Raw genomic sequence first — 22,859 nt, 5'->3', positions numbered from 1 at the left:
GCCCAGGACAGGGGCGCGGCCACCGGCGTTCGCCCCTGTCGCCGAGCTGCCCGCCGCGCGGGAGGGCGCGGGTCAGCCGCCGCCCCCGCGCAACAGGTCGCGGACCTGTTCCGGGGCCTCGTGGGGCACCAGGTGGCCCGCGCCCCCGACCACGTGGACGTCGGTGTCGAGGAGCCGGCGTGCGGCCCCGCCCAGGAGCGCGGGGGAGAGGACGCGGTCGCGGGACCCCGTCGCGACGGTCACCGGGACCCCGCGCCAGTCGCGGTACTCCTCGCCCCGCAGCAGCCCGGGCACCGTCACCGTCCGGCAGTGCCGGCCCACCAGCGTCATCCACTCCGCGAGCGGTCCCGGCCCGGCGGGGCCGCCCCACGCACGCAGGAGCCGGGCACTCGCGGCCCCACCGGGGGAGAGCTGCCACGCCCACGTCGCGCGCAGGCGCCCGGGGTCCCTCACCGGGGCGGCCAGACCTGCCGGGTTGACCAGCAGGAGGCGGTCCACCAGCGGGGACGGCAGGGACGAGACCACGGCGGCCGCGCCGAGCGCGTGCCCGAGCAGGACCACCGGACGGTCCGTGACCTGGGGCAGCAGGGCGTCGAGCCACGCGCCGTAGGCGGCGGCCCGCCCCCCGAGAGGGCGGAGCGGGCAGCTCAGCCCCGGTTCCCCGGGAAGGTCGGCGAGGATCACCGTGCGGTCCCGGGCCAGCAGCCGGGCGGTGCCGGTGAGGGTCGCCGAGCTGAGGCCCGCTCCGGGCAGGACCAGGACCGGTACACCGGGCCCGCCGTCGAGCACGTGGACCCGGGTGCTGCGGCCGTCCGCCACGATCCCGGGCAACGGGCGCAGCCCCGGGCAGGCGGCCAGCTCCCTCTCACACCACGAGCGCACGGCGGCCTCGCCTGATCTGGAACGGTACACGCGCACGTGTGCCGGGAACCGGGTCGACATCTCTCACCTTCGGGCGGAACCGACGGCGCACACGGGGACCCGGACGTGCGGGAGCCGTCCGGGGTGCGCCGGGACACGGGAAACGGCCTGGCCCCGGGCCTTGGGTTCCAGTGGTCGGGGCGCGGGCCGGACAGGAGGGTCCGGGGCCGGCGTGGGAGGGCGGTGGCGGAACCACCGCTGCGGCGGTACCCACACGGGGCCCGGTGGCGTCCCCTCGTCAGGTGGACGGGGGCCGCCCCTGCGAACGCCTCGACGTGCCGCCGGCCGGAACCCTCCGCGCCGCGCCGCCGCGTCCCCTGCCCGCCATCCCCGTACCCCCCTCGTCCGTGTGCTCGTTCCCCAGACTGCCCTCTCGTCCGGCCCGGAGGGTTGTCCGTCATCGACAAGGCGTGGTGCTCCCGCTGTCACTTCCGGACAAGGTGCGGGAGCGGGGCAGACCCCGCCCACCGCGTGCTCCCGGGCTGTGACCCCCGGCGCGGCCTGACCGCCCCGAGGGCCGCGCTCGCCGAACCGGCGGGCGCGCTGGTCCTGGATCTGGTTCCCACCGGCCACCTGGACGTGGCGCTGATCAGCAGGCGCGGCCCCCTCACCACCGCTGCGGCGGCCTTCGTCGCCCACGCGCTCGGCTGGGCGCGGCGCCGGGCCCTCAGCCGGTCATGTCGAAGGCGGCGAGCACCTTGGTGGGGCGCACGCGCACCACGAGTTCGCCGGGGGTGCCGTTGCGCCGGCCGAACTCCTCCGCCTTGTCGGGGCCCATGTAGCGCCGGGCGATCACCGTCGCGGTCCGGACGAGTTCGCCGGGGTCCTCGGACACCGATGCCTCGCCCTGGACCTGGACGAACCCGAACGGCGCCTCCTCCAGGTCCACGACCAGCGTCACACGGGGGTCGCGGGCGAGGGCCCGCCCCTTGGCCGTGTCCCTGCCGGTGTTGAAGACGACCTCGTCGCCCTCGACCGTGAACCACACCGGCGCCGCCAGGGGGCGGCCGTCGGAGGCGACGTAGGCGAGCTTGCCCGTGCGGGTGCCCTGGAGCAGGAAGTCGCGGACCCGGGGGTCGGAGATGGAAGCCACGGCGCAACGCTAACCCGGGCCCTCTCCCCGGCTCCGGTGCGACACGGCCCCCACCCGGTCCGGGACGCGGGCGTCGGTCCGGGTGGGGCCGGAGAAGACCGCTTCCAGCGGAAGGCCGAGCGCGTCGGCGATCGCTGGTGCCGGTGCGGCGGGGGCGGCCGACAGGACCGGCCGCGCGGACTCCAGGGCGCGGGTGAGACGCTCCTGCCGTGCCAGGTGGTCCGCGGCGCGTCCGGCCTCCTGGAGGCCGGGGCGTCCGCCGGGAGACCGGAGGGCGGGGTGGTCCGGCGCGGGCGCGTCGCCGGGGGAGGGCTCCACGGGGCTCCCGTCCGGGGCCGTGTAGGCGGTGCACCAGCGCAGCCGGTCCCCGGCGCGGGCGGGAGCGTCGGCGTGTGTGACCACCAGCGAGTCCACGCCGCCCGTGGCAGCGAGCGCGTACCGGTGCGCGACGAGGTCGAGGTGGCCCACCCTGAACGCGCCCTGCCAGGGGTGCGTGCCGTTGTGCCGCTCCACGAGCCGAGCCCCCAGCTCCGGGTCCTCCGCCACCAGCGGTCCCGCGCCGTGACGGGTGGTGAAGGTGCGCACCACGCCGATCCGGCGCGCGTCACCTGCCCGCCCGGCCTCGGCCAGGAGCGCGAACGGGTTGGCCGTGGTCGTGGTCGACCACGTGGTGTAGGGGTGGAACCCGTGCCACTCGTCCAGCAGCACGCCCTGCGCGCCCTCGAACACCACGGGGGCGCGGGCCAGCAGCGAGGGAAGGTACCCCTCGTCCACCAGCCGTACCCGCCGGGCGAACGCCTGGTACGCCCGCACGCACTCCTCGACGTCCGGGTCCGTGTCCGGCCCGGCCTCCTCCGGCGCCCCGCCCGGGCGGGCGGCCTCCCTCCGCACGGCGGAGAGGTGGTCGGCCAGCCGGCGCAGTTTGCGGCGCAGCCGCTCCGGGTGCTCGCAGTCGCCGGCGGTCGGCGCGTCCTCGGGGCGGGCCAGGGCGTAGGCCATGGCCTCGCCCACGCCCATCCCGCAGGAGCCGTGCCGGTCGGCGCCGCGCGCCCGCTCCCGCACCTGGTTGGCGGCCCGGTGCCAGGGGGTGCTGACCAGCGCCCGCCGGTCCACCGTGACCAGGGAGAACGGATCGGGGACCCCGAGTTCCGCGAGGTGCTGGGCCTCGGCGGCCAGCGCGAACGGGTCCACGACCACCAACCGCGACAGGTGCGTGGGAACCGGCCCGTCCGGGGCGAGGGTCCCCGCCCCGAACTGGGCGAACGTGTGGTGGCGACCGTCGGGGGTGACGACGTTGTGCGCCGCCTGCGCGCCCCCGTTGGCGCGGACGACGGCACCGAAGCGCCGCCGCGCGCACAGCAGGTCCACCGTCACGCCCTTGCCCGCGTCGCCGAACCCCAGGTCCACGACGACGGCGTTCCCGTCGGACCACCGCGGCGGAGCCCCCGTCACAGCCGGTTCACCCCGCCCGTGGCCGTTCCGTCGGCGAGGCCGCCGGGGGTCGGCGCGACCACCACCGCGCCGCGTGCGAAGGAGAGGGGGCGCAGCGCCTTGCCGACCGCGTCCCCGGCGTTCGAACCGGCCTCGGCCAGGTCCGACAGCCCCTCCTCCAGGTCGATGGCCTCCTCCGCCAGCCCCACGGTGACGGCGATGGTCTCCGACACCGCTTCGAGGTCGTCCAGGTAGATCACGTTCTGGCCCAGGTGGGTGTCCCAGAACCCCCGGACCCTCGTGTCGTTGTAGTAGTGGCTGCCCGTCGGCATGATGAAGAAGACCTCGAAGCTGCGCCGCAGCTCGGCGAGGATCCGCGGGAACGGGATGTTCTCGGTGACGTCGTCGCCGATCACGTCGCGCACCTCGCGCTCCTTGACCGCCGCATAGGCCATCTCGTCTCCGATGATGAACAGGTAGCCGCGCCGTCCCCGCTTCTCCAGGCAGTCCATCGAGGTGTGCCGCGCCATGAAGTACATGGCCAGCTCGTAGGACTCGGTGGCCTGGCCGCCCCCGCCGCCCTCCAACAGGATGTTGCCCAGGTCGTCCTCCAGTTCGTTCCCGGACTCGAACTGGCCGATCTGGAGCGGCGCACGGTCACAGGTGGCGTCGCCGATCCCGCCGAACAGGATCTGCGGGTCCTCCACGTACCCCTTGCGCAGCAGCAGCCCGAACAGGTCGGGCAGCTTGGTCTGGAGGACGCGCGGCACGGTGCCCATGGAGCCGGTGACGTCGAACAGCACGGAGATGGCGAGTGAGTTGGGGTGCTCGTCGGAGTCGCGGCTCTCGCGGACGCCGGCGTCCTTGGGGTTCAGGCTCGGGTGGGTCTTCCACGTGTTGCGGGGGGCGGACGAGAGCACGTCGTCGGTGTAGCCGAAGCTGCTGGATCCGACGGAGGAGTTGTAGGCCTGGCGCGCGTGGTAGGCGTCGGTGGACCAGTTGCTGTTTCCCATGGGTGGTCTCCTTCGGAGGGGTGGCGGGTCGGGGCGCGGCCGTCCGGTGCGGGCGGCCGGTGGTCTAGAAAGCTGGTGCGGTGGGGGGATCCGGTTCCGGCATGTGGAACGGGCGGAACCGGCGCGGGCCGAAGAGGCGCTCCAGCACGTCATCGAGTTCACAGAGCAGGGCGAACCCGTCGCGGGGCCGCCGTTCTGGCGCGGGCAGGGTGCAGCCGCGGGCGAAGGAACGCAGCTCACGGGGCAGGCGGCCACCGGAGACGAACTCGATGCACCGGGTGGCCATGTAGATGTCGGTCTGGGGAAGGGCCGGGCGGCGTGCGGCCACCTCGGGCGGATAGAGGTCCTCACGGCCCGGCACCATCGCCGGGATGTGGGGTGCGGTGCGCGGCGTGTGCGCGGTCACCGAGTAGCACCAGTCGACCAGCACCAGCCCGTGCTCGGCGGGGTGGATCAGCACGTGCTCGGGCACGACCGCGCCGTGCACGACCCCGGCCCGCGCCGCGTTGGCGACGGCCACCAGCAGCCGCCGCCACATCCACGCCGCGTCGCGCGGGTCGATCCCCTGCGGGTACGCGCGGCGCACGTCGGCGAGCGTGTGGAACCCGTGCAGCCGCCCCAGGACGTTCGCGTGTCGCTCCACGCCGGTCGCGGCGTCGCGGTGCTTGAACGACTCCACCAGTGCGGGGACGAACGCCCGGTAGCGCTCGTGGCCCTTCTCCCGCACGCGGCGCAGGGCGGTCGCCTCGGCCTCCATCAGGTCGTTGTCGCGCTGGGACCGGGGGAGTTTGAGCACGGCGTCGTGCCACGTCCCCTTGCGGTAGCGCACCGGGTACAGGTCGGCGACGTCGCCCCGGGCCATGCGCCCGGCCGCGACGCGGTAGCCGCGTGTGCGGGTGACGAGGGTGAGGTCGTCGAAGCCCAGGTCCCCGGCGACCATGTCCCTGTACAGGCTCCACAGCCCGGTGAGCCGGGTGAAGGCCGACGCGGCTTCGGTGCGGCGTCCCCCGGGCGCCGGGTCGGGGTGGACGAGGCGGGCCAGGCGCCGGTACTCGGCGGTGGCGGCCCGGGGGACGTCTGCGCCGCCGGTCGGCAGGGGGCCGAACAGCGCCACGGGGTCCTCGGCCAGGGTGACGGTGCGCAGAGCCGCGTCGAACGCGGCGGTGTCGTGCTCTCCGGTGCTCATCGGGTCCTCCGTTCCGGTGCGCGGCGGTGTGGTTTGCCGGTGCGGTCGTCGCGCCCCGGTCACTGGGTGCTCCTCAGCAGGGGAGGGTGCAGGAGCGCGGCGCCCCCGGCCCGGTACAGGCGGGCCCGGCGTCCGCCGCCGGGGCCGCCGTGTTCGGCGAGTTCTCCGGTGTCCTCCACGAACCCGGGGGTGGCGAGGATCTTGCGGTGGAAGTTGGCGGCGTGCAGGGTGCGCCCCCACACCGCCTGGTAGACCTCCCGCAGCGCGGTGATGGTGAAGGCGGGCGGCAGGAACGCGGTGGCCAGGGCGGTGTACTCCAGCTTGGAGCGGGCGCGTTCGACCGCGTCGTCGAGGATCCGCCCGTGGTCGAAGGCGAGGTCGCGGTCGGCGCGGGTGTCCTCGCCGAGGCCGAGCCCGCTCCACGGGACCCAGGCGGCCTCCTCGGTGTCGCGGCCGCTGTCGGGGTCGGGCAGGTCGGGGGCCAGGAGCATGTGGGCCACGGAGAACACGCGCATGCGGGGGTCACGCCCCCGGGCGCCGTAGGTGCCCAGCTGCTCCAGGTGCAGTTCGGTGGGCAGCCGGGTCTTCTCGGACAGCACGCGCAGGGCGGCGTCGGGCAGGTCGGGGTCGGCGGGGCCGTCCGGCCCGTCCTCCGCCCGGACGAACCCGCCGGGCAGGGCCCACCAGCCGCGCTGGGGGTGCGCGCCGCGCCGGGTCAGCAGGACGTGGGGGGTCCCGGCCCTTCGCGCGCCGTCCTGGCCGGGGCCGGCCTCCGGGCGGATCGTGAGGGCGACGACGTCGACCGTGACCGCCGCGGGGGCGAAGGCGTGGGGGTCGTAGCCGGCGAGGAACCGGCTCTCCGGCCCGTCGTGCGGTGGCGTCCTGTCGTCGTTCACGTGCGGTTCCTTGTTTTTCTCAACATGAGTTTTTCTCTATCTGAGATGAACTTAGCACGCGGCCCGGCCACCGTCCACCCCTTTTTCCGTCCCCTCGCCTCCCTGGCACCGGTACGGGGCGTCGCCCCGGGGTCGCGGCGAGGGCGGCGACACGCCCGGTCGGGCCGGAACCGGGCGTCGCTGCCCGCCGCTAGCATGGTGCGAACGAACGTTCGACAACGTGTTCGAAGGCAAGGGTGTGCGGAGTGCGAGTGTTGGGGATCGACCCGGGGCTGACCCGGTGCGGCGTCGGTGTCGTCGAGGGCGCCATCGGCAAACCGCTCACCCTGCTCGGTGCCGACGCCATCCGCACCAGTCCCGACACCGCGCTGCCCCAGCGGCTCGTCGGCATCGAACGCGGGATCGAGGAGTGGCTGGACCGCTTCCAGCCGGACGCGGTCGCCGTCGAGCGGGTCTTCGCCCAGCACAACCTCAGCACGGTCATGGGGACCGCCCAGGCCAGCGGCATCGCCCTGGTGTGCGCCGCGCGCCGGGGCCTGCCCGTGGCGCTGCACACCCCGAGCGAGGCCAAGGCCGCCATCACCGGCAGCGGTCGCGCCGACAAGGCACAGGTCGGCACCATGGTGGCGCGTATCCTCGGACTCGACGGGCCCCCCAGGCCCGCGGACGCGGCGGACGCCGTGGCCCTGGCCATCTGCCACATCTGGCGCGGCGGGGCCCAGGCCCGCGTCGCACAGGCCGCACAGGACTTCGCCCGCAAGGTGGAACTCGCCCGCCGCACCCGCGGCCGCTAGTTCCCCGCCTCCAGGAAGGAGAAGGGCACCGCCCCCGGTGCCCGCACGAGATGATCGCGTTCCTCACCGGCCGGGTGGCCGCACGCGGCGCCGGCAGCGCCGTGATCGATGTCGGCGGGGTCGGCATGACCGTCCAGTGCACCCCCTCCGCACTGTCCCGGCTGCACGTCGGCGAGACCGGCACCGTCGCCACCAGCCTCATCGTGCGCGAGGACTCCCTGACCCTGTTCGGGTTCGCCGACGACGACGAGAGGCACCTGTTCGAGCGGGTGCAGACGGCCTCCGGGGTCGGTCCGCGCCTGGCCCTGGCCATCCTCTCCGTCCACAGCCCGGCCGGCCTGCGCCAGGCCGTGGCCACCGAGGACACCGCCGCTCTGACCCGCGTGCCGGGCATCGGCAAGAAGGGCGCCCAGCGCATCGTGCTGGAGCTGGCGGGCAAGCTCGAATCACCGATCCTCACCGACGGAACGCTGCCGCCCGCCGAGGGCGCGGCACCCGCGGGCGCCTCCGACGCCGCCCGGCGCGGCCAGGTCGTCTCCGGCCTCGTCAACCTCGGCTGGTCGGCCAAGGACGCCGAGGCCGCCGCGGCCGCCGTCACCGCCGAGTCGGAGGGGACCACGGACGTCGCCGTCCTGCTGCGTACCGCTCTGCGCAGGCTCAGCCGCGCCTAGGAGGGAGGGATGGACCCCATGCACGAACCGTACGAGCCCCACGAGGCGTACGAGGCCGCCGCGTACGAGCGCGAGGCGGTCTCCTCCGACGCCAGCCTGGACGACCGCCAGGTCGAGGGAGCCCTGCGTCCCCGCGCCCTGGACGAGTTCGTCGGACAGCAACGGGTGCGCGAACAGCTCTCCCTGGTCCTGGACAGCGCCCGCAGGCGCAACCGGGCCCCGGACCACATCCTCATGTCCGGCGGACCCGGACTGGGCAAGACCACACTGGCCATGATCATCGCCACCGAGATGGGCGCCCCGCTGCGCATCACCTCCGGCCCGGCCATCGAGCGCTCCGGCGACCTGGCCGCCGTCCTCTCCACCCTCCAGGAGGGCGAGGTGCTGTTCCTGGACGAGATCCACCGGATGGCCCGCCCCGCCGAGGAGATGCTCTACGTGGCGATGGAGGACTACCGGGTCGACGTCGTGGTCGGCAAGGGGCCCGGTGCCACGGCGATCCCCCTGGAGATCGCCCCGTTCACCCTGGTCGGGGCCACCACCCGGGCGGGCATGCTGCCCGCCCCGCTGCGCGACCGGTTCGGGTTCACCGCGCACATGGACTTCTACACCCCCGAGGAGCTGGAGCTGATCCTGCACCGGTCCGCCGGGCTGCTCGGCGCGCCCATGGCGGAGGACGCGGCCCGGGAGATCGCCGGGCGCTCGCGCGGAACACCCCGTATCGCCAACCGGCTGCTGCGCCGGGTGCGCGACTACGCCGAGGTGCGGGGCGACGGGCACCTGTCGCTGCGGACCGCCCGCGCCGCGCTCGAACTGTACGAGGTCGACGAACTCGGCCTGGACCGGCTGGACCGCGCCATCCTCGACGTCCTGATGAACCGCTTCCGCGGTGGCCCGGTCGGCCTCTCCACCCTCGCGGTGTCGGTGGGGGAGGAGGCGGAGACCGTGGAGGTCGTCGCCGAGCCGTTCCTGGTCCGGTCCGGTTTCCTGGCACGCACCCCGCGCGGCCGGGTCGCCACCCCGCAGGCCTGGGCGCACATGGGCCTGACGCCGCCGCCGGACGCCGCGTTCGGCGCGGCGACCGCCGGCGCCACCGCCGTGGGAACGGCCAACGGGGCCGCTGCCCCCGGCGGCGCCGCGCCGGGTTCGGCCGGGACGGGAACGCCCTGACCGGCCATCGGGCCGGTACCTCCTGACGGGGTGGGCTGACAGCGGGCGCCGGTCCGGGCACAATGGGTTCCGCGTACGTGAAACGGGGCTGAACCGTTAACACTCCGATCTCGGCCGGTGGGGGATTGGTGACCGGCGCCACGTAAGCTGGGAGGAATCAGCCGATACGGGGACAGGACTCCGTACGTGTTGTTCGACACCGGCGGAACGAGTTGGCCGCCCGGCGCGTTGTACGTGCCGGATGTGGTCCGGACCGTCACCCGGTTCGGGCGACACGAAGAAGGTGGCCGCCGAGGTGCCCCAAACGGCACCCGCGGGCCACATGACGAAACGTCAGGAAGGACGCCCCCGTGCAGGGCCTTTACCATCTCGCCGCCGAAGGAGAGCCCACGGGCGGGCTTCTCGGTATGCTGTTCCCGTTCCTGATGATCATCCTGGTCTTCTGGCTGCTGTTCTGGCGCCCGAACCAGAAGCGCCGCCAGCAGGAGACGCAGATGCAGAGCGCTCTGGCCCCCGGCGTCGAGGTGATGACCAAGGCGGGCATCTTCGCGACCATCGTCGAGATCCACGAGCAGGACGTCCTGCTGGAGATCGCGCCCGGCACGCGCATCCGCATGCTCAAGGCCGGCGTCGGTGAGGTCATCACCCCCGCCGCCGACGACACCCCTGTCGAGGACCGTCCCGACTTCGGCGACGACGACAAGCCCAAGGGCTGACGGCCGCAGGCCCCGGCGGGGTCCCCAGACTTCGGTACCGGCCCCCTTCCGGGGCCGGTACCGCCGTGTCCGGCCCCGACGCCACAGCTCCGACACCACAGCAGAAGGTCCCACCGCACATGCCCCACGACACCGCGACCGCGGACGGCGCGCCGAGCCCCGAGCTCATCAAGGCCTATATCCGCGACATCCCGGACTTCCCGCACGCCGGCATCCTGTTCAAGGACATCACGCCGCTGCTCAACCACAGGGAGGCCTTCGCGGCCGCCGTGGACGGGCTCTGCGCCCCCTACCGCGACGCCGGTGTGGACCACGTGGTCGGACTGGAGGCACGCGGTTTCATCTTCGGGGCCCCGGTCGCCATGGAGTTGGGCGCGGGATTCGTCCCCGCCCGCAAAGCGGGAAAACTGCCCTCGGACACCATCGGCCAGTCCTATGATCTGGAGTACGGCACCGCGACCGTCGAGGTCCACGCCGACGCGATCACCCCGGGCAGCCGCGTGCTCATCGTCGACGACGTCCTCGCGACCGGCGGCACCGGCAGGGCCGCGGTGGACCTCGTCCGCAAGGCGGGTGGTACGGTCGTGGGATTCTCCGTCCTGATGGAGCTCTCAGCGCTCCACGGGCGCGGGAAGTTGCCCGACGTGGAGTTGCACGCCCTCCTCTCGGTCTGACCCCGACTCGCGCCGGATCCGGCGCCGTCCCCAGGGAATGCGCGGCGGTTCGTCATCGTTGACGTACTCCACCGCGGGGTGTGACACACCCGGTGACCTGAGTCACTCGCTGTCGTACCTGGTGGGGTGGGGTCTACGACCGAACACTAGACTGGCGGGAGAGGTACCGCGGCGACCATGTCACGGCTGGCCCTGATGACACGCACGTGCACCGGTGGAGGCGGGCGGCGCTGACGGCGCCCGCGCGACCCGGGCGAATCCGCGGGAGGTAGGCATGCCAAACGAAGTGGTTTCGACCGGGGCCGTATCCGCGAGCGAGCCGCGGCGGCCCGCCGTGCCGGGAGAGCACGCGGACGGCACCAGCGTGCCGGCCGCGGACGCAAGACCACAGCAGGACCGCCCGGAGGGCGCCGCGACCGGAGCGGCGCCCTCCGATGTCTTCGGGGAGGGGCCGGGGCAGCCGTCCCCCTCCGGGACACCCTCCACCGTGCGAGTACGCAGAAGGCTCGCCCGACTCGGTGCCCAGCGGGGAGTGACGATGAACCCGGTGCTCGAACCACTGATCAAGACCGTGCGGGCCACCCATCCCAAGGTGGACGTGCGGCTGATCGAGCGAGCCTACGAGGTGGCGGCCCACCACCACCGCGAGCAGAAGCGCAAGAGCGGTGACCCCTACATCACCCACCCGCTCGCGGTCGCCACGATCCTCGCCGAACTGGGCATGCAGGAGGCCACCCTCGCCGCAGCCCTGCTGCACGACACCGTCGAGGACACCGAGTACTCGCTGGACGAGCTGCGCGCCGACTTCGGCGACGAGATCGCCGAGCTCGTCGACGGTGTCACCAAGCTCGACAAGGTCAAGTACGGCGAGGCCACCCAGGCCGAGACGGTCCGCAAGATGGTCGTGGCGATGGCCCGCGACATCCGCGTCCTGGTCATCAAACTGTGCGACCGGCTGCACAACATGCGCACCCTGCGCTACCTGCCGTCCAAGACGAAGAGGGAGAAGAAGGCCCGCGAAACCCTGGAGATCTTCGCCCCGCTGGCCCACCGGCTGGGCATGAACACCATCAAGTGGGAGCTGGAGGACCTGGCGTTCGCCACCCTCTACCCCAAGCGCTTCGACGAGATCGCCCGCCTGGTGTCCGAGCGCGCCCCCCGGCGCGACGTCTACCTCCAGGAGGTCATCGAGGCGGTCTCGGACGACCTGCGCGAGTCCAAGCTCAAGGCGACCGTGCGCGGACGCCCCAAGCACTACTACTCCATCTACCAGAAGATGATCGCCCGCGACTGCGGCTTCGACGAGATCTACGACCTCATCGCCGTGCGGGTCCTGGTGGACAGCGTCCGCGACTGCTACGCGGCCCTGGGAACCATCCACGCCCGGTGGAACCCGGTGCCCGGGCGGTTCAAGGACTACATCGCGATGCCCAAGTTCAACATGTACCAGTCGCTGCACACGACGGTCATAGGGCCCTCGGGCAACCCGGTCGAGCTCCAGATCCGCACCAGGGCGATGCACCGCCGGGCCGAGTACGGCATCGCCGCGCACTGGAAGTACAAGGAGGACCGCAACAGCGGTCCCGAGGCCAGGGCCAAGGGCAGCACGGACATGCAGTGGCTGCGCCAGCTCATCGACTGGCAGCAGGAGACCAAGGACCCGGGCGAGTTCCTGGAGTCGCTGCGGTTCGACCTGTCGGTGCAGGAGGTGTTCGTCTTCACCCCCGACGGCGACGTCATCCCCCTCCCGCAGGGGGCCACCGCCGTCGACTTCGCCTACGCGGTCCACACCGAGGTCGGCCACCGCACCGTCGGCGCCAGGATCAACGGCCGCCTGGTGCCGCTGGAGAACGAGCTGCACAACGGTGAGACCGTCGAGATCCTCACCTCCAAGACCCCCGACGCCGGACCCAGCCGCGACTGGCTGAACTTCGTCAAGAGCGCCCGCGCCCGCAACAAGATCAGGCACTGGTTCACCAAGGAGCGCCGCGAGGCGGCGATCGACCAGGGCAAGGACGAGATCGCCAAGGTCATGCGCAAGCAGGAGCTTCCGGTCAAGCGCCTGTTCAGCGGTGAGGCGCTCATCGCCCTGGCCGGCGACCTGCGCTATCCGGACGTGGACTCCCTCTACGCGGCCGTGGGCGAGCACCAGGTCAGTGCGCAGAGCGTGGTGAGCAAGCTCGTCGACTCGATGGGCGGGCTGGAGAGCCACACCGAGGACATCGCGGAGTCGTCCCTGCCCACCAAGGCGCCCCGCCAGCGCCAGTCCGGGAACCCCGGTGTGGTCGTGGAGGGCGACGCCGACGTGTGGGCACGCCTGTCCAAGTGCTGTACGCCGGTCCCCGGTGACGAGATCATCGGCTTCGTCACCCGCGGCAACGGAGTGTCCGTGCACCGCGAGGACTGCGTGAACGCGGCGACCCTGGACACCGAGCGCATGGTCAAGGTGGACTGGTCGCCCACCGACGACTCGATGTTCCTGGTGGCCCTGCACGTGGAGGCCCTGGACCGGTCCCGCCTGCTGTCCGACATCACCCGGGTGCTCTCGGACCAGCACGTCAACATCCTGTCCGCGACCGTCCAGACCAGCCGGGACCGGGTCGCCCAGAGCCGGTTCACCTTCGAGATGGCGGACCCGGCCCACCTGGGCAGCGTGCTCCGCGCCGTCCGCGGCGTGGACGGCGTCTACGACGTCTACAGGGTCCGCAACTAGGTTGGTGGCCGGCAGGGTCCGCGGACCCGCCTGTCCGCCGCCGTGACGCTTCTATGTCACGCGGCAGGCTGATCGACCTCCTCGGCCTGCCGCCTGACCTCCAGATCATCGAGGTCAGAGCCCATCACGTCATTCCTGCAACGTTTCTGGCCAGTGCAACGAGGTCGTGTCCTGTGCGTTCTTGCGGGCTCGTGTCCACCGGGCCGCCTCTCGCTGCGCCTCTGCGCTCGTGAAGCACCACCGGGCCGAACCTCGCACATCGGGCCGCGTCCTCCAGGGCCGCCCGCCCGCGGAGCCGGAGACCGGCACCGACCGCGAGGAGGCCCCGGCCGTTCCCTCGCGGGGCGGGCGGGGCCTCCTCCTTCTCCGTCGTCCGGTGTCAGATCCGGATCGTGGTGGAACGCACGATCTCGAAGACCGGGTGCCGGTCGGCCTCGGCGGCGAACGCCTCGTCCGGGGCGTCCGGAGGCGCTTCGAAGTACGGTCCCACCACGGCGGCCCGCGGGTGGTTGACGTACTCCCTGAGCAGGGGACCGGCCTCCTCGGCCCCGATTTCACGCACGCTCACCAGCTCGATCCAGCCCCCCTGCCGCAGGGTCGCGAACCCGTCCTTGCGGAGGTTGCGCACCCAGTCGACCTCACCGTACGGGGAGACCAGGAACCTGCCCCGTTCGCTGTCCAGCACGTCGAGCGGGACGCTGCGCAGGAAGCCCGACTTGCGCCCGCGCGTGGTCAGCAGGTGGGTGGCGGGCGTACCCAGGCCGTACTTGACCAGGCCGCTGACGAAGGCGTTGGCGACCCGCCGTACCCGCGTCATCTCGAACCGCTTCGTCGGTTCGTTCACCATCTCGGCAACTCCCTCGGTCGGATGCTCCCCATTGTGGTGGGTCCGGGCGGTCGACGACACCGGTGGAGGGCCGCGACCGCGGTTCCGCGGCCGTAGCGCCCTCCCCGTCCGGCAGCCTCGGCGCCCCTCAACGGAACGCGGAGATCCCGGTCACAGCCTGCCCGATGCTGAGCGCGTGGATCTCCTCGGTGCCCTCGTAGGTGGCGACCGTCTCCAGGTTCACCATGTGACGCATCACCGGGTACTCCAGGGTGATGCCGTTCGCACCGTGGACGCCGCGGGCGGTGCGCGCCACCCGCTGGGCCGCCGCCACGTTCGCGAACTTGCCGAAGCTCACGTGGTTGTGGTGGCAGTCCCCCTCGTCCTTCAACCGGCCGATCCGGAGCGCCGTCATACCCGCGTGGTTGACGTCCACGACCATGTCGGCGAGCTTGCGCTGGGTGAGCTGGAACCCGCCGATGGGCTGTCCGAACTGCTCGCGGGTCATCGCGTACTCCCGGGCCGCCTCGTAGCAGGCGCGCGCGGCGCCGACGACACCCCACACGATGCCGTAGCGGGCCTCGTTCAGACAGGACAGGGGCGACCCCAGGCCCTTCGACGCGGGGAGCAGCGCGTCGGCGGGCAGGCGCACCCCCTCCAGGACCAGTTCGGAGGTGATGGACGCGCGCAGCGACAGCTTCCTGTGGATGACGTTGGCCGAGAACCCGGGGGTGCCGGTGGGCACCACGAACCCGCGGACGCCGTCCTCGGTGGCGGCCCACACCACGGCCACGTCGGCGACCGACCCGTTGGTGATCCACATCTTGGTGCCGTCGAGCACCCAGTCCGAACCGTCCCGGCGGGCACGGGTGCGCATGGAGCCGGGGTCGGAGCCGGAGTCGGGTTCGGTCAGCCCGAAGCAGCCGATCGCGTCGCCGGCCGCCATCCTCGGCAGCCACGTCGTCCTGTGCTCCTCGGAGCCGAACTTGTGGATGGCGGCCATGGCCAGCGAACCCTGCACGGACACGAAACTGCGCAGGCCCGAGTCGACGGCCTCCAACTCGCGGCAGGCCAGCCCGTAGGCCACGGCGCTGGAGCCGCCGCAGCCGTACCCCTCCAGGTGCATGCCCAGGAGGCCCAGGTCTCCGAAGGCCTTGGCCAGCCCGCGCGGGTCCGGCAGGGTGCCCGCGTCGAACCACTCGGCCACGTTCGGCAGCAGTTCGCGACCGGCGAAGCCGCGCACGGCGTCGCGGACGTCCCGCTCGGTGTCGGACAGTTCGGCGTCCAGGGCCAGGAAGTCGTGCGGGTCCGGGGCGGCGGCCTTGCGGGAGTCGCTCATGGGTGGGTGTCCCTTCGTGGTGCGGTCGGACGGGTGCGGCCCGGTGCGGGATGTGGGGGCCGCGGGCGGTCGGGTCAGCGCGCGGCCGGCGGCCCGGGGTCGGGCTGTTGGACGGCGCCGCGTGCGACCATCGCGTCCACGCGTGCCCCGTCCACGCCGAGTTCGGTGAGGATCTGGCGGGAGTGCTGTCCCAGCAGCGGCGGTGCCGTGAGCGGCGGGGGAGCGCTCTCCAGGCGGAACCCCGCCCGGACCTGTTCGAGGAGTCCGGCCGTGGGGTGCTCCACGGTGCGCAGGACGTCGTCGCCGTTGGCGTCGGCGGTGCGCAGCGCGTCCAGTACGCCCCGGACCCGCCCGACCGGGACGCCCGCCCCGACCAGCAGGTCCATCCAGTGGTCGGCCGGTTCGGCGCGCAGGACGCCGGAGAGCTCGCCCACCAGTTCGTCCCGGTGGGCCACCCGCCCCGGGTTGGTGGCGTAGCGCGGGTCCTCGGCCAGGTCGAGACGGTCGACGGCCCGGCACAGCCGCTGGTACAGGGCGTCGTTCCCGGCGGCGACCACGATCTCCGCGTCGGCGGTCGGGAAGACCTGGTAGGGGACGATCGTGGTGTGGGCGTTGCCGACGCGGGCCGGTTCGGCCCCCGTCACGAGTGCCTGCTGGGTGAGGTTGACCAGACCGGACAGGGTGGAGTTGATCAGCGACGTACTGACGTTCTCGCCGCGACCGGTCGCACGGGCCCTCATCAGAGCACCCAGGATCCCGACGGCGGCGTTGAGGCCGGTCAGCACGTCGGTGAGGGCGACCCCCACCTTGCTGGCCGGGCCGTCGGCCGGGCCGGTGGTCGCCATCAGGCCGCTCTCGGCCTGCACGACGATGTCGAACCCGGGGCGGGTGGCCGGTTCGTGCTCCGGGCCGAAGCCGCTCACCGAGCAGTACACGACGGCCGGGTTGAGCGCGCTCACCGCCTCGTAGCCGAGGCCGAGCCGGTCGATCACACCGGGCCGGAAGTTCTGGACGACCACGTCGGAGGACGCGCACAGCTCCTGTACGGCGGCCAGGCCGTCGGGGTCCTTCAGGTCCACGGCCAGGCTGCGCTTGTTGCGGTTCACCGACAGGAAGTACGCCGCCTCGCCGGGGCCGTCCCCGCCGTCGGCGGCGCCGGCCCAGGGCGGGCCCCACGCGCGCGTGTCGTCGCCGCGTCCGGGCTGCTCGACCTTGACCACCTCCGCTCCCATGTCGGCGAGGAGCATGGTCGCGTACGGTCCCGCGAGCACGCGGGAGAGGTCGGCGACGCGTACCCCCGCGAGGGGCAGCGGGGCGGCCGGGCCCGCGCCGGGCCCGTGGGCGCCGTCGCGGGGTCCGGAGGTGGACGGGGTGTCGGTCACGAGGGGTGTCACTCCTTGGCGTCGGGGCCGCCGGGCAGCTGGTCGCCCTCCCACAGCTGGTAGTAGGACTCCAGGCAGCGGCGCAGGGCCGTGGTCAGCGCGGCACCGGACTGGCCCGCGTACCGCGTCTGTACCCGTTGGACCAGCTCGGCGATGTCCTCGGTGACCGAGGCGCCCTCGACCAGGGCGCGGAAGAAGTCCTTGCCCAGGTCGGTGAGCAGGGTGGTGTCCGCGGCGACGATGCGGCCGTCCACGGTGTCCACGGCCAGGACCACCCCGAGCCGCTGGTACTGGGAATGGCTCGCCACCGAGTCGGGAAGACGGGCGTAGCCGGAGATGAGGACAACCCTGGGGTTGCGGAGAACCTGCTGGATACGGTCGTCGCCGTGCAACGGACACACCTCTCGCTCGCGGGCATGCGAAAACTCCAACGCTCTGGAGTCTCGCGCCTGGAGGGTGGCCGGGGGAAACCGGGCACCGGCGGCGTGAGGGCAGGCACCCCAAGTATGGCCCGACCGGATCGGCGGCTGTCAAGCGGGGCGTGGCCGAACCGCCCGGCGCACTCCCGGGGCGACCGTCCGTACCGCGCCGGGCCGGCCTCCCCTACCGGTGGCCGCTCCCGGCCGCGCGGCGGGCCCGCCGGTGCGTGCTCCTGGCCGGACAAGGGTCCGGCTGGTCCGCCCGCTGCGCGTGTGTTAATCTGCCTCCCAGGTCACGAGTACCAGCGTTCAGCCCCGGCTTGCTGGTCGGCAACCCTCCTTCCGCGGTGGGGTGCCCCGGGTGAGGACCAGGTCCCGACACATCCGTGTCAGACAAGCGCGGACCCCTGTGGCGTAGCCGTGACGGCACTCCTGTGGGTCCCACGACCCACAGAAGAGGTGCTTCATGACCGTTGTCAGCCCCATCCACACCGCGCGTTCGTTCCGTTCCGCCGCTACGGCCGGCCCCTCGGGCCGCCCTTCCGACGACACCGCCGAGTGCACGGTCGTCGCCTCGGACGAGGGCGTCCCCCTGGTCACCGGCGAGCGCGTCGAGTACGCGAACTTCGACTACGCCGCCAGCGCCCCCTGCCTGTCCCCGGTCGCGGACGCCCTGTCCGACGCGCTGCCCTACTACGCGAGCGTGCACCGGGGCGCGGGCCACCACTCGCAGGTGAGCACCGACGCCTACGAGCGGGCCCGGCGCAGCGTCGCCCGGTTCCTCGGCGCCCGCTCCGAACCCGCGGACGCGGTGGTGTTCGTGCGCGGCACCACCGACGCCCTCAACCTCCTGGCCCGCTCGGTGCCCGAGGGCTGCACGGTGGTCGTGTTCGAGACCGAGCACCACGCCGCGCTCCTGCCCTGGGAGCACCCCGCCGCCAGCGCCGGGACCGTGGTCCGTCTGCCGCTGCCCCCCACCGCCGAGGCGGCCGTCGAGGCGGCCCGCACAGCTCTGCGGGAGGCCCCCGAGGGCCCCAGGCTCCTGTGCGTGACCGCCGCGTCCAACGTCACCGGTGAGATCTGGCCGGTGACGGAGCTGGTGGCCGCCGCGCACGCCGAGGGCGCCCGCGTGGTCGTGGACGCCGCCCAGTACGTGCCGCACCTGCCGTTCAGCCTGGAGGCGACCGGCGCCGACTACGTGGCGCTGTCCGCGCACAAGCTCTACGCGCCCTTCGGCTCGGGGGTGCTGGCCGGACGCGCCGACTGGCTGCGCGAGGCCACCCCGTACCTGTCCGGTGGCGGGGCCACCCGACTGGTCACCGAGCACGACGTGGTGTGGAACGACCTCCCCGCGCGGCACGAGGCGGGCAGCCCCAACGTTCTCGGCGCCGTGGCGCTGGCCGCCGCCTGCGACACCCTCACACCGGCCACACAGGAACTCCTGCACATCCGCGAGTCCGCGCTGCTTGAGCGGCTGCGCGCCGGGCTGGCCGGCATCGGGGGCGTCACCGAGCTGACCCTGTGGGGCGACGAACACCCCAGGGTCGGCATCGTCTCGTTCACGGTGGACGGGTTGCCCGCCGACCTGCTGGCCGCCGCCCTGTCCGCCGAGCACGGCATCGGGGTGAGGGACGGCCTGTTCTGCGCCCACCCGCTCACCCGGCACCTGCTGCCGGAAGGCCACACCCAGGCCGTGCGGGCGAGTCTGGGAGTGGGCACCACCGTGGAGCACGTGGACCGGCTCGTCGGCGCGGTCGCCGACCTGGTCGCCCACGGGCCGGGCTGGGAGTACGCGGACTGCGACGGCCGCCTGGCCCCGGTCCCGGACCCGCGCAACGTGCTCTGACCCGGGGAGGGCACCCGCCGGCGGACGCCCCGGTGACCGCACCGGTCACCGGGGCGCGCTGCGCCGGGGACCGGCCGGGGCCCGGGATGGTGGTGCTGGCTGTAGCTTCCATCGAACAGCCCACAGCATGGTTCGCCGGGATCGCGCTCCGTAGTGTCGGCAGGGACGTGGACGGCCCGACGGGAGGCCACGTCGTTCCCTGACGCTCACCCGCGAGGATTCGCCATGCCCGCACCTTTCCGCACCCCCACGAGCACCGCTTCGGCCGGTCGGCCCCCCGCCGCGGGAACCCCACGCGGTCCCGCCGCCGCGGTCGCCCTCACCGCGGTCCACCGCACCTACACCGACGGTGACGGCCACGTGTCCGCCCTGGACGGGGTCTCCCTCAGCGTCCCCAGAGGAACCTTCCTCGCCGTGATGGGGCCCTCGGGCTCCGGCAAGAGCACCCTGCTCAACTGCGCCTCCGGCCTGGACCGCGTCACCTCCGGCACCGTCGAGATCGGCGGGAAGGACATCAGCGGGCTCCGGGAACCGGACCTGACCGTCTTCCGCCGCGACCACGTGGGGTTCGTCTTCCAGTCCTACAACCTGGTCCCCACCCTCACCGCGGAGGACAACATCACCCTTCCCCTGCGCCTGGCCGGGGTACGGCCGGACGCCGCCTGGGTCGACGAACTCGTCCGACGGGTGGGCGTGGCCGACCGCCTGGGACACCGGCCCCCTGAGCTGTCCGGGGGGCAGCAGCAGCGGGTCGCCATCGTGCGCGCGCTCGCCGCCCGGCCGGACATCGTCTTCGCGGACGAGCCCACCGGCGCCCTCGACGGAGCCACCGCCGACCAGACGCTGTCCCTGCTCCGGGAGATCGTGGACGACCTGGGACAGACCGTCGTCATGGTCACCCACGACCCCGCCGCCGCGGCCCGCGCCCACGACACGGCCGTCATGGCCTCGGGCCGCGTCGTGGACCTCCTGCACGCACCCGCCGCCGCGGACCTCGCCGGCCGCCTCGCCTCCCTGGGGACGGGCCGATGAGCGCCACCGCACCCGCAGCGCCCGTCGCGCACCCGGACACCGGGCCCCGCCCCGGCCCGGCCCCGCGCCGCGGGAGCAGCCGGCCCCTGTCCCTGAAGCTGGCCCGGGGCCGCGCCGCCTCCCTTGCCGCCGTCGCCGTCGCGGTCCTGGGGGGCTCCGCACTCGTCACGGTCGGCGGGGTCGTCGCCGACACCGGCGTCCGCTCCGTCGTCCCGGCCGACCGCCTCGCGGGCACGGACGTCGTGGTCGCGGCGCCCCAGAACCTGGACGTGCCGGAGGACCTCGACATCGCCCTTCCCGAACGCGCGCCCGTCCCCGAGGCGGTGGTGGCCGGGCTGGCCGCGCTGCCCGAGGTCGGCCTGGCCGTCGGCGACGTGGGTTTCCAGGCCGCGGTCCTGGGCGAGGACGGGCCCGTGGCCGGTGCCGATCCGCGCACCGCCGGGCACGGGTGGGCCTCGGCCTCCCTGCCGGGAGGGGGTGCGCTGACCGGCGAGCCCCCGCGCGGCCCCGGCGAGGTGGTGCTCGACCGGGCCGCGGCGGAGGCGGCGGGGGCCGTGGTCGGCGGCGAGGTCCGCCTCGTGGCCGGAGGGCAGGTGTCCGCGTACCGCCTGACCGGGATCCTGGACACCGCGGCGCCCTCGATCCTCGTGGACGACGCCACCGCCGCCGACCTGGCCGGACGCTCCGACGGTCCCCGTGCTGGCACCGTCGACCTGGTCGGCCTGCACGCCGCGGAGGGCGTCACCGCCGCCGAGCTCCGCTCCGCGGTGGAGGCGAGCGCCGTGTTCGCCGAACACGACCTCGTCGCCCTCAGCGGCGACCGGCGCGGTGACGCGGAGTCGCCGGGGGTGGCGTCCGCGCGGTCGATGCTGGTCGCGATGGCCGGTTCGCTCAGCGGCATCATCCTGCTCGTCATCGGTTTCACGGTCGCCGGTGCGCTGTCGGTGTCCGTCGCAGCGCAGCGCCGGGACCTCGCCCTCCTTCGCGCGGTCGGCGCCACCCCGCTCCAGATCCGCCGCCTCGTGGCGCTCCCCAACATGCTCGTCACGGCCCTGACCCTGCCCTTCGGGATCGCCGCGGGCTACCTGCTGGGCGACGGCGCGCTCCGGGGACTCGTCGCCACGGGCATGATGCCCGAGGGCCTGCCCGCCGTGCTCGGGCCGGTACCCGGACTGGCCGCCGCGGCCCTGACCCTCCTCGCGGTGTGGCTGGCCTGCAGGGGAGCGACCCGCCGCATCGCGGGGGCGGCCCCCGTCGACGCCCTGGCCGAGTCCGTCGCCGAACCGCGCGCCCCCGGCCGTGTACGCACCTGGTCGGGGGCCGTCCTCCTGGCGGCGTCGACGGCCGTGTCGGTCCCCGCGCTGGTCACGGACGCCACCGAGGCGGTGGCCGGTGCGGCCCTGGCCTCACTGGTGGCCGCGATCGGCCTGGCCCTGGCCGGTCCGGCCCTGGTCCGCCGGGTGAGCGGGTTCGCCGCCCGTCGGCTGCCCTCCCGGGTCTCGCCGCTGACCTGGCTCGCCGTGCAGAACCTCCACGGGCACTCCGTCCGGGTGGCCGGCGCGGCGAGCGCCCTGGCCATGACGGTGGCCTTCACCCTGGGGCAGAGCTACGCGCAGACCTCCCTGTCGGCGGCGGGCGACGCCCAGCGCGCGGCGGGGGAACGGGCCGACCTCGTGGTGTCCGCACCGGGCCTGGGCGGCGTCCCCTCGGGCCTGGCCGAGGAGGTCCGCCGTTCACCGGCGGTGGAGGAGGCCGTCACGTCCACGCCGACCGCGGTGGTGGGCACCGGAAGCCTCGACATGGACCTGCCGGGGGAGGACCCCGAGACGACGTACCTGGAGGCGACCGCGCAGGTCGTCGGACCGGGGGCCGATCGGGTCCTGGACCTGGACGTGGTCGAGGGGGACCTGGGGCGGCTGACCGGGGAGACGGTCGCGGTGAGCGTCTCGGCGGCGCGCTACTTCGGCACCGGGCTGGGGGAGACGTTCACGTTCCGGGCCGGTGACGGCGCACGCATCAGCGCCGAGGTGGTCGCCGTGTACCGCAGGGACCTGGGCTACGGGTGGGTCACCCTCCCGTCGGACCTGGCCCGGGGCCACGTCACGGGCGACGTCGACGCCCGCCTCCTGGTACTGGCCGCACCGGGGCAGGAGGACGAGGCGCGCCGTGTTCTGGAGGCGGCGGCCGCGGACTACCCCGGGGTCGGGGTCGAGGAGGCGGGTGCCGCGCAGGAGGGCGGCCGGGGGCTGGACGCGAACGCCGTCCTCAACCTCGTCGTCCTGTTGGCGCTGGTCGGCTACATGGTGCTGTCCGTCGCCAACCGGCTGTCCGCCCAGACCCTGCAACGGCAGGGCGAGGTGGACGCGCTGCGGGCGATCGGGATGACGCCGGGCCAGACCCGGTCGGTGCTGCGCAGGGAGGCCGCGATGATCGCTCTCGGCGCCAACGCCGCCGGACTCCTGGCCGTCCTGTTCCCGCTGTTCTGCGTGGGGGTGGGCCTGCTCGGGAGGCCGTTCCCGGCGGGACCGTTCTGGCTGGTGCCGGTGACGGTACTCAGTGTGTCGGTGGTCGCCTGGCTGTGTGTGGCGGTGCCCGCGAGGAGGCTGACCACGGACCCGTCGCGTCGCTGAGCGGGCGGCCGTGCGGCCAAAGGTGAGGCGGAGCGGCGCCGGGCGCGGCGCTCCGCACCCTCCCGCACAGGGCGCCGGAGCGTGCGGGGCGGGTCTTGGCGGAGGAT

At 73.8% G+C, this 22,859-nt stretch carries 19 protein-coding genes and 1 riboswitch; of the genes, 9 read left to right on the top strand and 10 right to left on the bottom strand.

What is annotated here, in order from left to right; genetic code table 11:
• Nucleotides 1–72 precede the first annotated feature (72 nt).
• The 6 genes from ACFWTE_RS18925 to ACFWTE_RS18900 all read right to left on the bottom strand — a co-directional run bounded on the left by ACFWTE_RS18925 (nucleotide 73) and on the right by ACFWTE_RS18900 (nucleotide 6,540).
• Nucleotides 73–942 carry an alpha/beta fold hydrolase gene (locus ACFWTE_RS18925; protein WP_378780848.1) on the bottom strand — a complete coding sequence of 290 codons (870 nt, stop codon included), beginning with the start codon at nucleotides 940–942 and terminating at the stop codon, nucleotides 73–75.
• Between the two features lie 646 nt (nucleotides 943–1,588).
• Nucleotides 1,589–2,014, bottom strand: coding sequence for a PPOX class F420-dependent oxidoreductase (locus ACFWTE_RS18920; protein ID WP_378780846.1), 426 nt, complete (start codon nucleotides 2,012–2,014; stop codon nucleotides 1,589–1,591).
• A 9-nt stretch (nucleotides 2,015–2,023) separates the two neighbouring features.
• On the bottom strand, nucleotides 2,024–3,466 hold the full coding sequence (locus ACFWTE_RS18915; protein ID WP_378780845.1) for an adenylosuccinate synthetase: 1,443 nt from the start codon (nucleotides 3,464–3,466) through the stop codon (nucleotides 2,024–2,026).
• On the bottom strand, nucleotides 3,463–4,458 hold the full coding sequence (locus tag ACFWTE_RS18910; protein WP_378780843.1) for a hypothetical protein: 996 nt from the start codon (nucleotides 4,456–4,458) through the stop codon (nucleotides 3,463–3,465). Before ACFWTE_RS18910 ends, ACFWTE_RS18915 begins: the two co-directional genes overlap by 4 nt.
• Before the next feature lie 64 nt (nucleotides 4,459–4,522).
• Nucleotides 4,523–5,644 (bottom strand): molecular chaperone DnaJ, encoded by a 1,122-nt coding sequence (locus tag ACFWTE_RS18905; protein ID WP_378780842.1) that lies wholly within the window; start codon nucleotides 5,642–5,644, stop codon nucleotides 4,523–4,525.
• A gap of 59 nt (nucleotides 5,645–5,703) precedes the next feature.
• The gene (locus ACFWTE_RS18900) at nucleotides 5,704–6,540 is read right to left on the bottom strand and encodes an NUDIX domain-containing protein (RefSeq protein WP_378780840.1); all 837 of its coding nucleotides are present in this window, start codon (nucleotides 6,538–6,540) and stop codon (nucleotides 5,704–5,706) included.
• A 245-nt stretch (nucleotides 6,541–6,785) separates the two neighbouring features.
• On the opposite strand from ACFWTE_RS18900, the gene ruvC reads away from it, so the two are divergent.
• From ruvC to ACFWTE_RS18870, 6 genes are all read left to right on the top strand, one after another.
• Nucleotides 6,786–7,334 (top strand): crossover junction endodeoxyribonuclease RuvC, encoded by a 549-nt coding sequence (gene ruvC, locus ACFWTE_RS18895; protein WP_378780839.1) that lies wholly within the window; start codon nucleotides 6,786–6,788, stop codon nucleotides 7,332–7,334.
• A gap of 50 nt (nucleotides 7,335–7,384) precedes the next feature.
• On the top strand, nucleotides 7,385–8,005 hold the full coding sequence (ruvA, locus tag ACFWTE_RS18890) for a Holliday junction branch migration protein RuvA (RefSeq protein WP_378780838.1): 621 nt from the start codon (nucleotides 7,385–7,387) through the stop codon (nucleotides 8,003–8,005).
• 18 nt (nucleotides 8,006–8,023) lie between these two features.
• Nucleotides 8,024–9,175, top strand: coding sequence for a Holliday junction branch migration DNA helicase RuvB (gene ruvB / locus ACFWTE_RS18885; protein ID WP_378780837.1), 1,152 nt, complete (start codon nucleotides 8,024–8,026; stop codon nucleotides 9,173–9,175).
• 350 nt (nucleotides 9,176–9,525) lie between these two features.
• Nucleotides 9,526–9,891: a preprotein translocase subunit YajC gene (gene yajC, locus ACFWTE_RS18880; RefSeq protein WP_378780835.1), complete on the top strand. Its 366-nt coding sequence runs from the start codon at nucleotides 9,526–9,528 to the stop codon at nucleotides 9,889–9,891.
• Nucleotides 9,892–10,010: 119 nt separating this feature from the next.
• Complete coding sequence (locus ACFWTE_RS18875) at nucleotides 10,011–10,565, top strand: adenine phosphoribosyltransferase (RefSeq protein WP_378780834.1); 555 nt, start codon at nucleotides 10,011–10,013, stop codon at nucleotides 10,563–10,565.
• Nucleotides 10,566–11,103: 538 nt separating this feature from the next.
• Entirely contained in the window at nucleotides 11,104–13,278 is a 2,175-nt protein-coding gene (locus ACFWTE_RS18870) for a RelA/SpoT family protein (RefSeq protein WP_378780833.1), read from the top strand.
• A 379-nt stretch (nucleotides 13,279–13,657) separates the two neighbouring features.
• Here the strand turns inward: ACFWTE_RS18870 and ACFWTE_RS18865 are convergent, their stop codons facing one another.
• The 4 genes from ACFWTE_RS18865 to ACFWTE_RS18850 all read right to left on the bottom strand — a co-directional run bounded on the left by ACFWTE_RS18865 (nucleotide 13,658) and on the right by ACFWTE_RS18850 (nucleotide 17,217).
• Nucleotides 13,658–14,125 carry a nitroreductase/quinone reductase family protein gene (locus ACFWTE_RS18865; RefSeq protein ID WP_378780832.1) on the bottom strand — a complete coding sequence of 156 codons (468 nt, stop codon included), beginning with the start codon at nucleotides 14,123–14,125 and terminating at the stop codon, nucleotides 13,658–13,660.
• A 127-nt stretch (nucleotides 14,126–14,252) separates the two neighbouring features.
• Nucleotides 14,253–15,443: an acyl-CoA dehydrogenase family protein gene (locus ACFWTE_RS18860; protein WP_378780831.1), complete on the bottom strand. Its 1,191-nt coding sequence runs from the start codon at nucleotides 15,441–15,443 to the stop codon at nucleotides 14,253–14,255.
• Between the two features lie 74 nt (nucleotides 15,444–15,517).
• Entirely contained in the window at nucleotides 15,518–16,825 is a 1,308-nt protein-coding gene (locus tag ACFWTE_RS18855) for a CaiB/BaiF CoA transferase family protein (protein ID WP_378780830.1), read from the bottom strand.
• Nucleotides 16,826–16,833: 8 nt separating this feature from the next.
• A complete protein-coding gene (locus tag ACFWTE_RS18850) occupies nucleotides 16,834–17,217 on the bottom strand; it encodes a DUF3870 domain-containing protein (RefSeq protein WP_378780828.1) in 384 nt (127 codons plus the stop codon).
• A 318-nt stretch (nucleotides 17,218–17,535) separates the two neighbouring features.
• Nucleotides 17,536–17,650: riboswitch (SAM riboswitch) on the top strand.
• Nucleotides 17,651–17,710: 60 nt separating this feature from the next.
• Here ACFWTE_RS18850 and ACFWTE_RS18845 point away from each other — a divergent pair.
• The 3 genes from ACFWTE_RS18845 to ACFWTE_RS18835 all read left to right on the top strand — a co-directional run bounded on the left by ACFWTE_RS18845 (nucleotide 17,711) and on the right by ACFWTE_RS18835 (nucleotide 22,752).
• On the top strand, nucleotides 17,711–19,090 hold the full coding sequence (locus ACFWTE_RS18845) for an aminotransferase class V-fold PLP-dependent enzyme (protein ID WP_378780827.1): 1,380 nt from the start codon (nucleotides 17,711–17,713) through the stop codon (nucleotides 19,088–19,090).
• Nucleotides 19,091–19,315: 225 nt separating this feature from the next.
• Entirely contained in the window at nucleotides 19,316–20,122 is an 807-nt protein-coding gene (locus ACFWTE_RS18840) for an ABC transporter ATP-binding protein (protein ID WP_378780826.1), read from the top strand.
• A complete protein-coding gene (locus tag ACFWTE_RS18835) occupies nucleotides 20,119–22,752 on the top strand; it encodes an FtsX-like permease family protein (RefSeq protein WP_378780825.1) in 2,634 nt (877 codons plus the stop codon). The genes ACFWTE_RS18840 and ACFWTE_RS18835 overlap by 4 nt, the downstream gene beginning before the upstream one ends.
• The last annotated feature ends 107 nt before the right edge of the window (nucleotides 22,753–22,859 follow it).

The sequence above is a fragment of the Nocardiopsis sp. NPDC058631 genome (genome assembly GCF_042716955.1).
Taxonomy (GTDB): Bacteria; Actinomycetota; Actinomycetes; order Streptosporangiales; family Streptosporangiaceae; genus Nocardiopsis.
This window is presented reverse-complemented; position numbering and strand designations above follow the sequence as displayed.

What these genes read in the sequence shown, in the direction of transcription:
- ACFWTE_RS18835 (WP_378780825.1), top strand. Translation starts at nt 20,119, where the DNA reads ATGAGCGCCACCGCACCCGCAGCGCCCGTCGCGCACCCGGACACCGGG.
- ACFWTE_RS18845 (WP_378780827.1), top strand. Translation starts at nt 17,711, where the DNA reads ATGACCGTTGTCAGCCCCATCCACACCGCGCGTTCGTTCCGTTCCGCC.
- ACFWTE_RS18905 (WP_378780842.1), bottom strand. Translation starts at nt 5,644, where the DNA reads ATGAGCACCGGAGAGCACGACACCGCCGCGTTCGACGCGGCTCTGCGC.
- ruvB (WP_378780837.1), top strand. Translation starts at nt 8,024, where the DNA reads ATGCACGAACCGTACGAGCCCCACGAGGCGTACGAGGCCGCCGCGTAC.
- ACFWTE_RS18910 (WP_378780843.1), bottom strand. Translation starts at nt 4,458, where the DNA reads ATGGGAAACAGCAACTGGTCCACCGACGCCTACCACGCGCGCCAGGCC.
- ACFWTE_RS18925 (WP_378780848.1), bottom strand. Translation starts at nt 942, where the DNA reads ATGTCGACCCGGTTCCCGGCACACGTGCGCGTGTACCGTTCCAGATCA.
- ruvA (WP_378780838.1), top strand. Translation starts at nt 7,385, where the DNA reads ATGATCGCGTTCCTCACCGGCCGGGTGGCCGCACGCGGCGCCGGCAGC.
- ACFWTE_RS18840 (WP_378780826.1), top strand. Translation starts at nt 19,316, where the DNA reads ATGCCCGCACCTTTCCGCACCCCCACGAGCACCGCTTCGGCCGGTCGG.
- ACFWTE_RS18860 (WP_378780831.1), bottom strand. Translation starts at nt 15,443, where the DNA reads ATGAGCGACTCCCGCAAGGCCGCCGCCCCGGACCCGCACGACTTCCTG.
- ACFWTE_RS18865 (WP_378780832.1), bottom strand. Translation starts at nt 14,125, where the DNA reads ATGGTGAACGAACCGACGAAGCGGTTCGAGATGACGCGGGTACGGCGG.
- ACFWTE_RS18875 (WP_378780834.1), top strand. Translation starts at nt 10,011, where the DNA reads ATGCCCCACGACACCGCGACCGCGGACGGCGCGCCGAGCCCCGAGCTC.
- ACFWTE_RS18870 (WP_378780833.1), top strand. Translation starts at nt 11,104, where the DNA reads ATGAACCCGGTGCTCGAACCACTGATCAAGACCGTGCGGGCCACCCAT.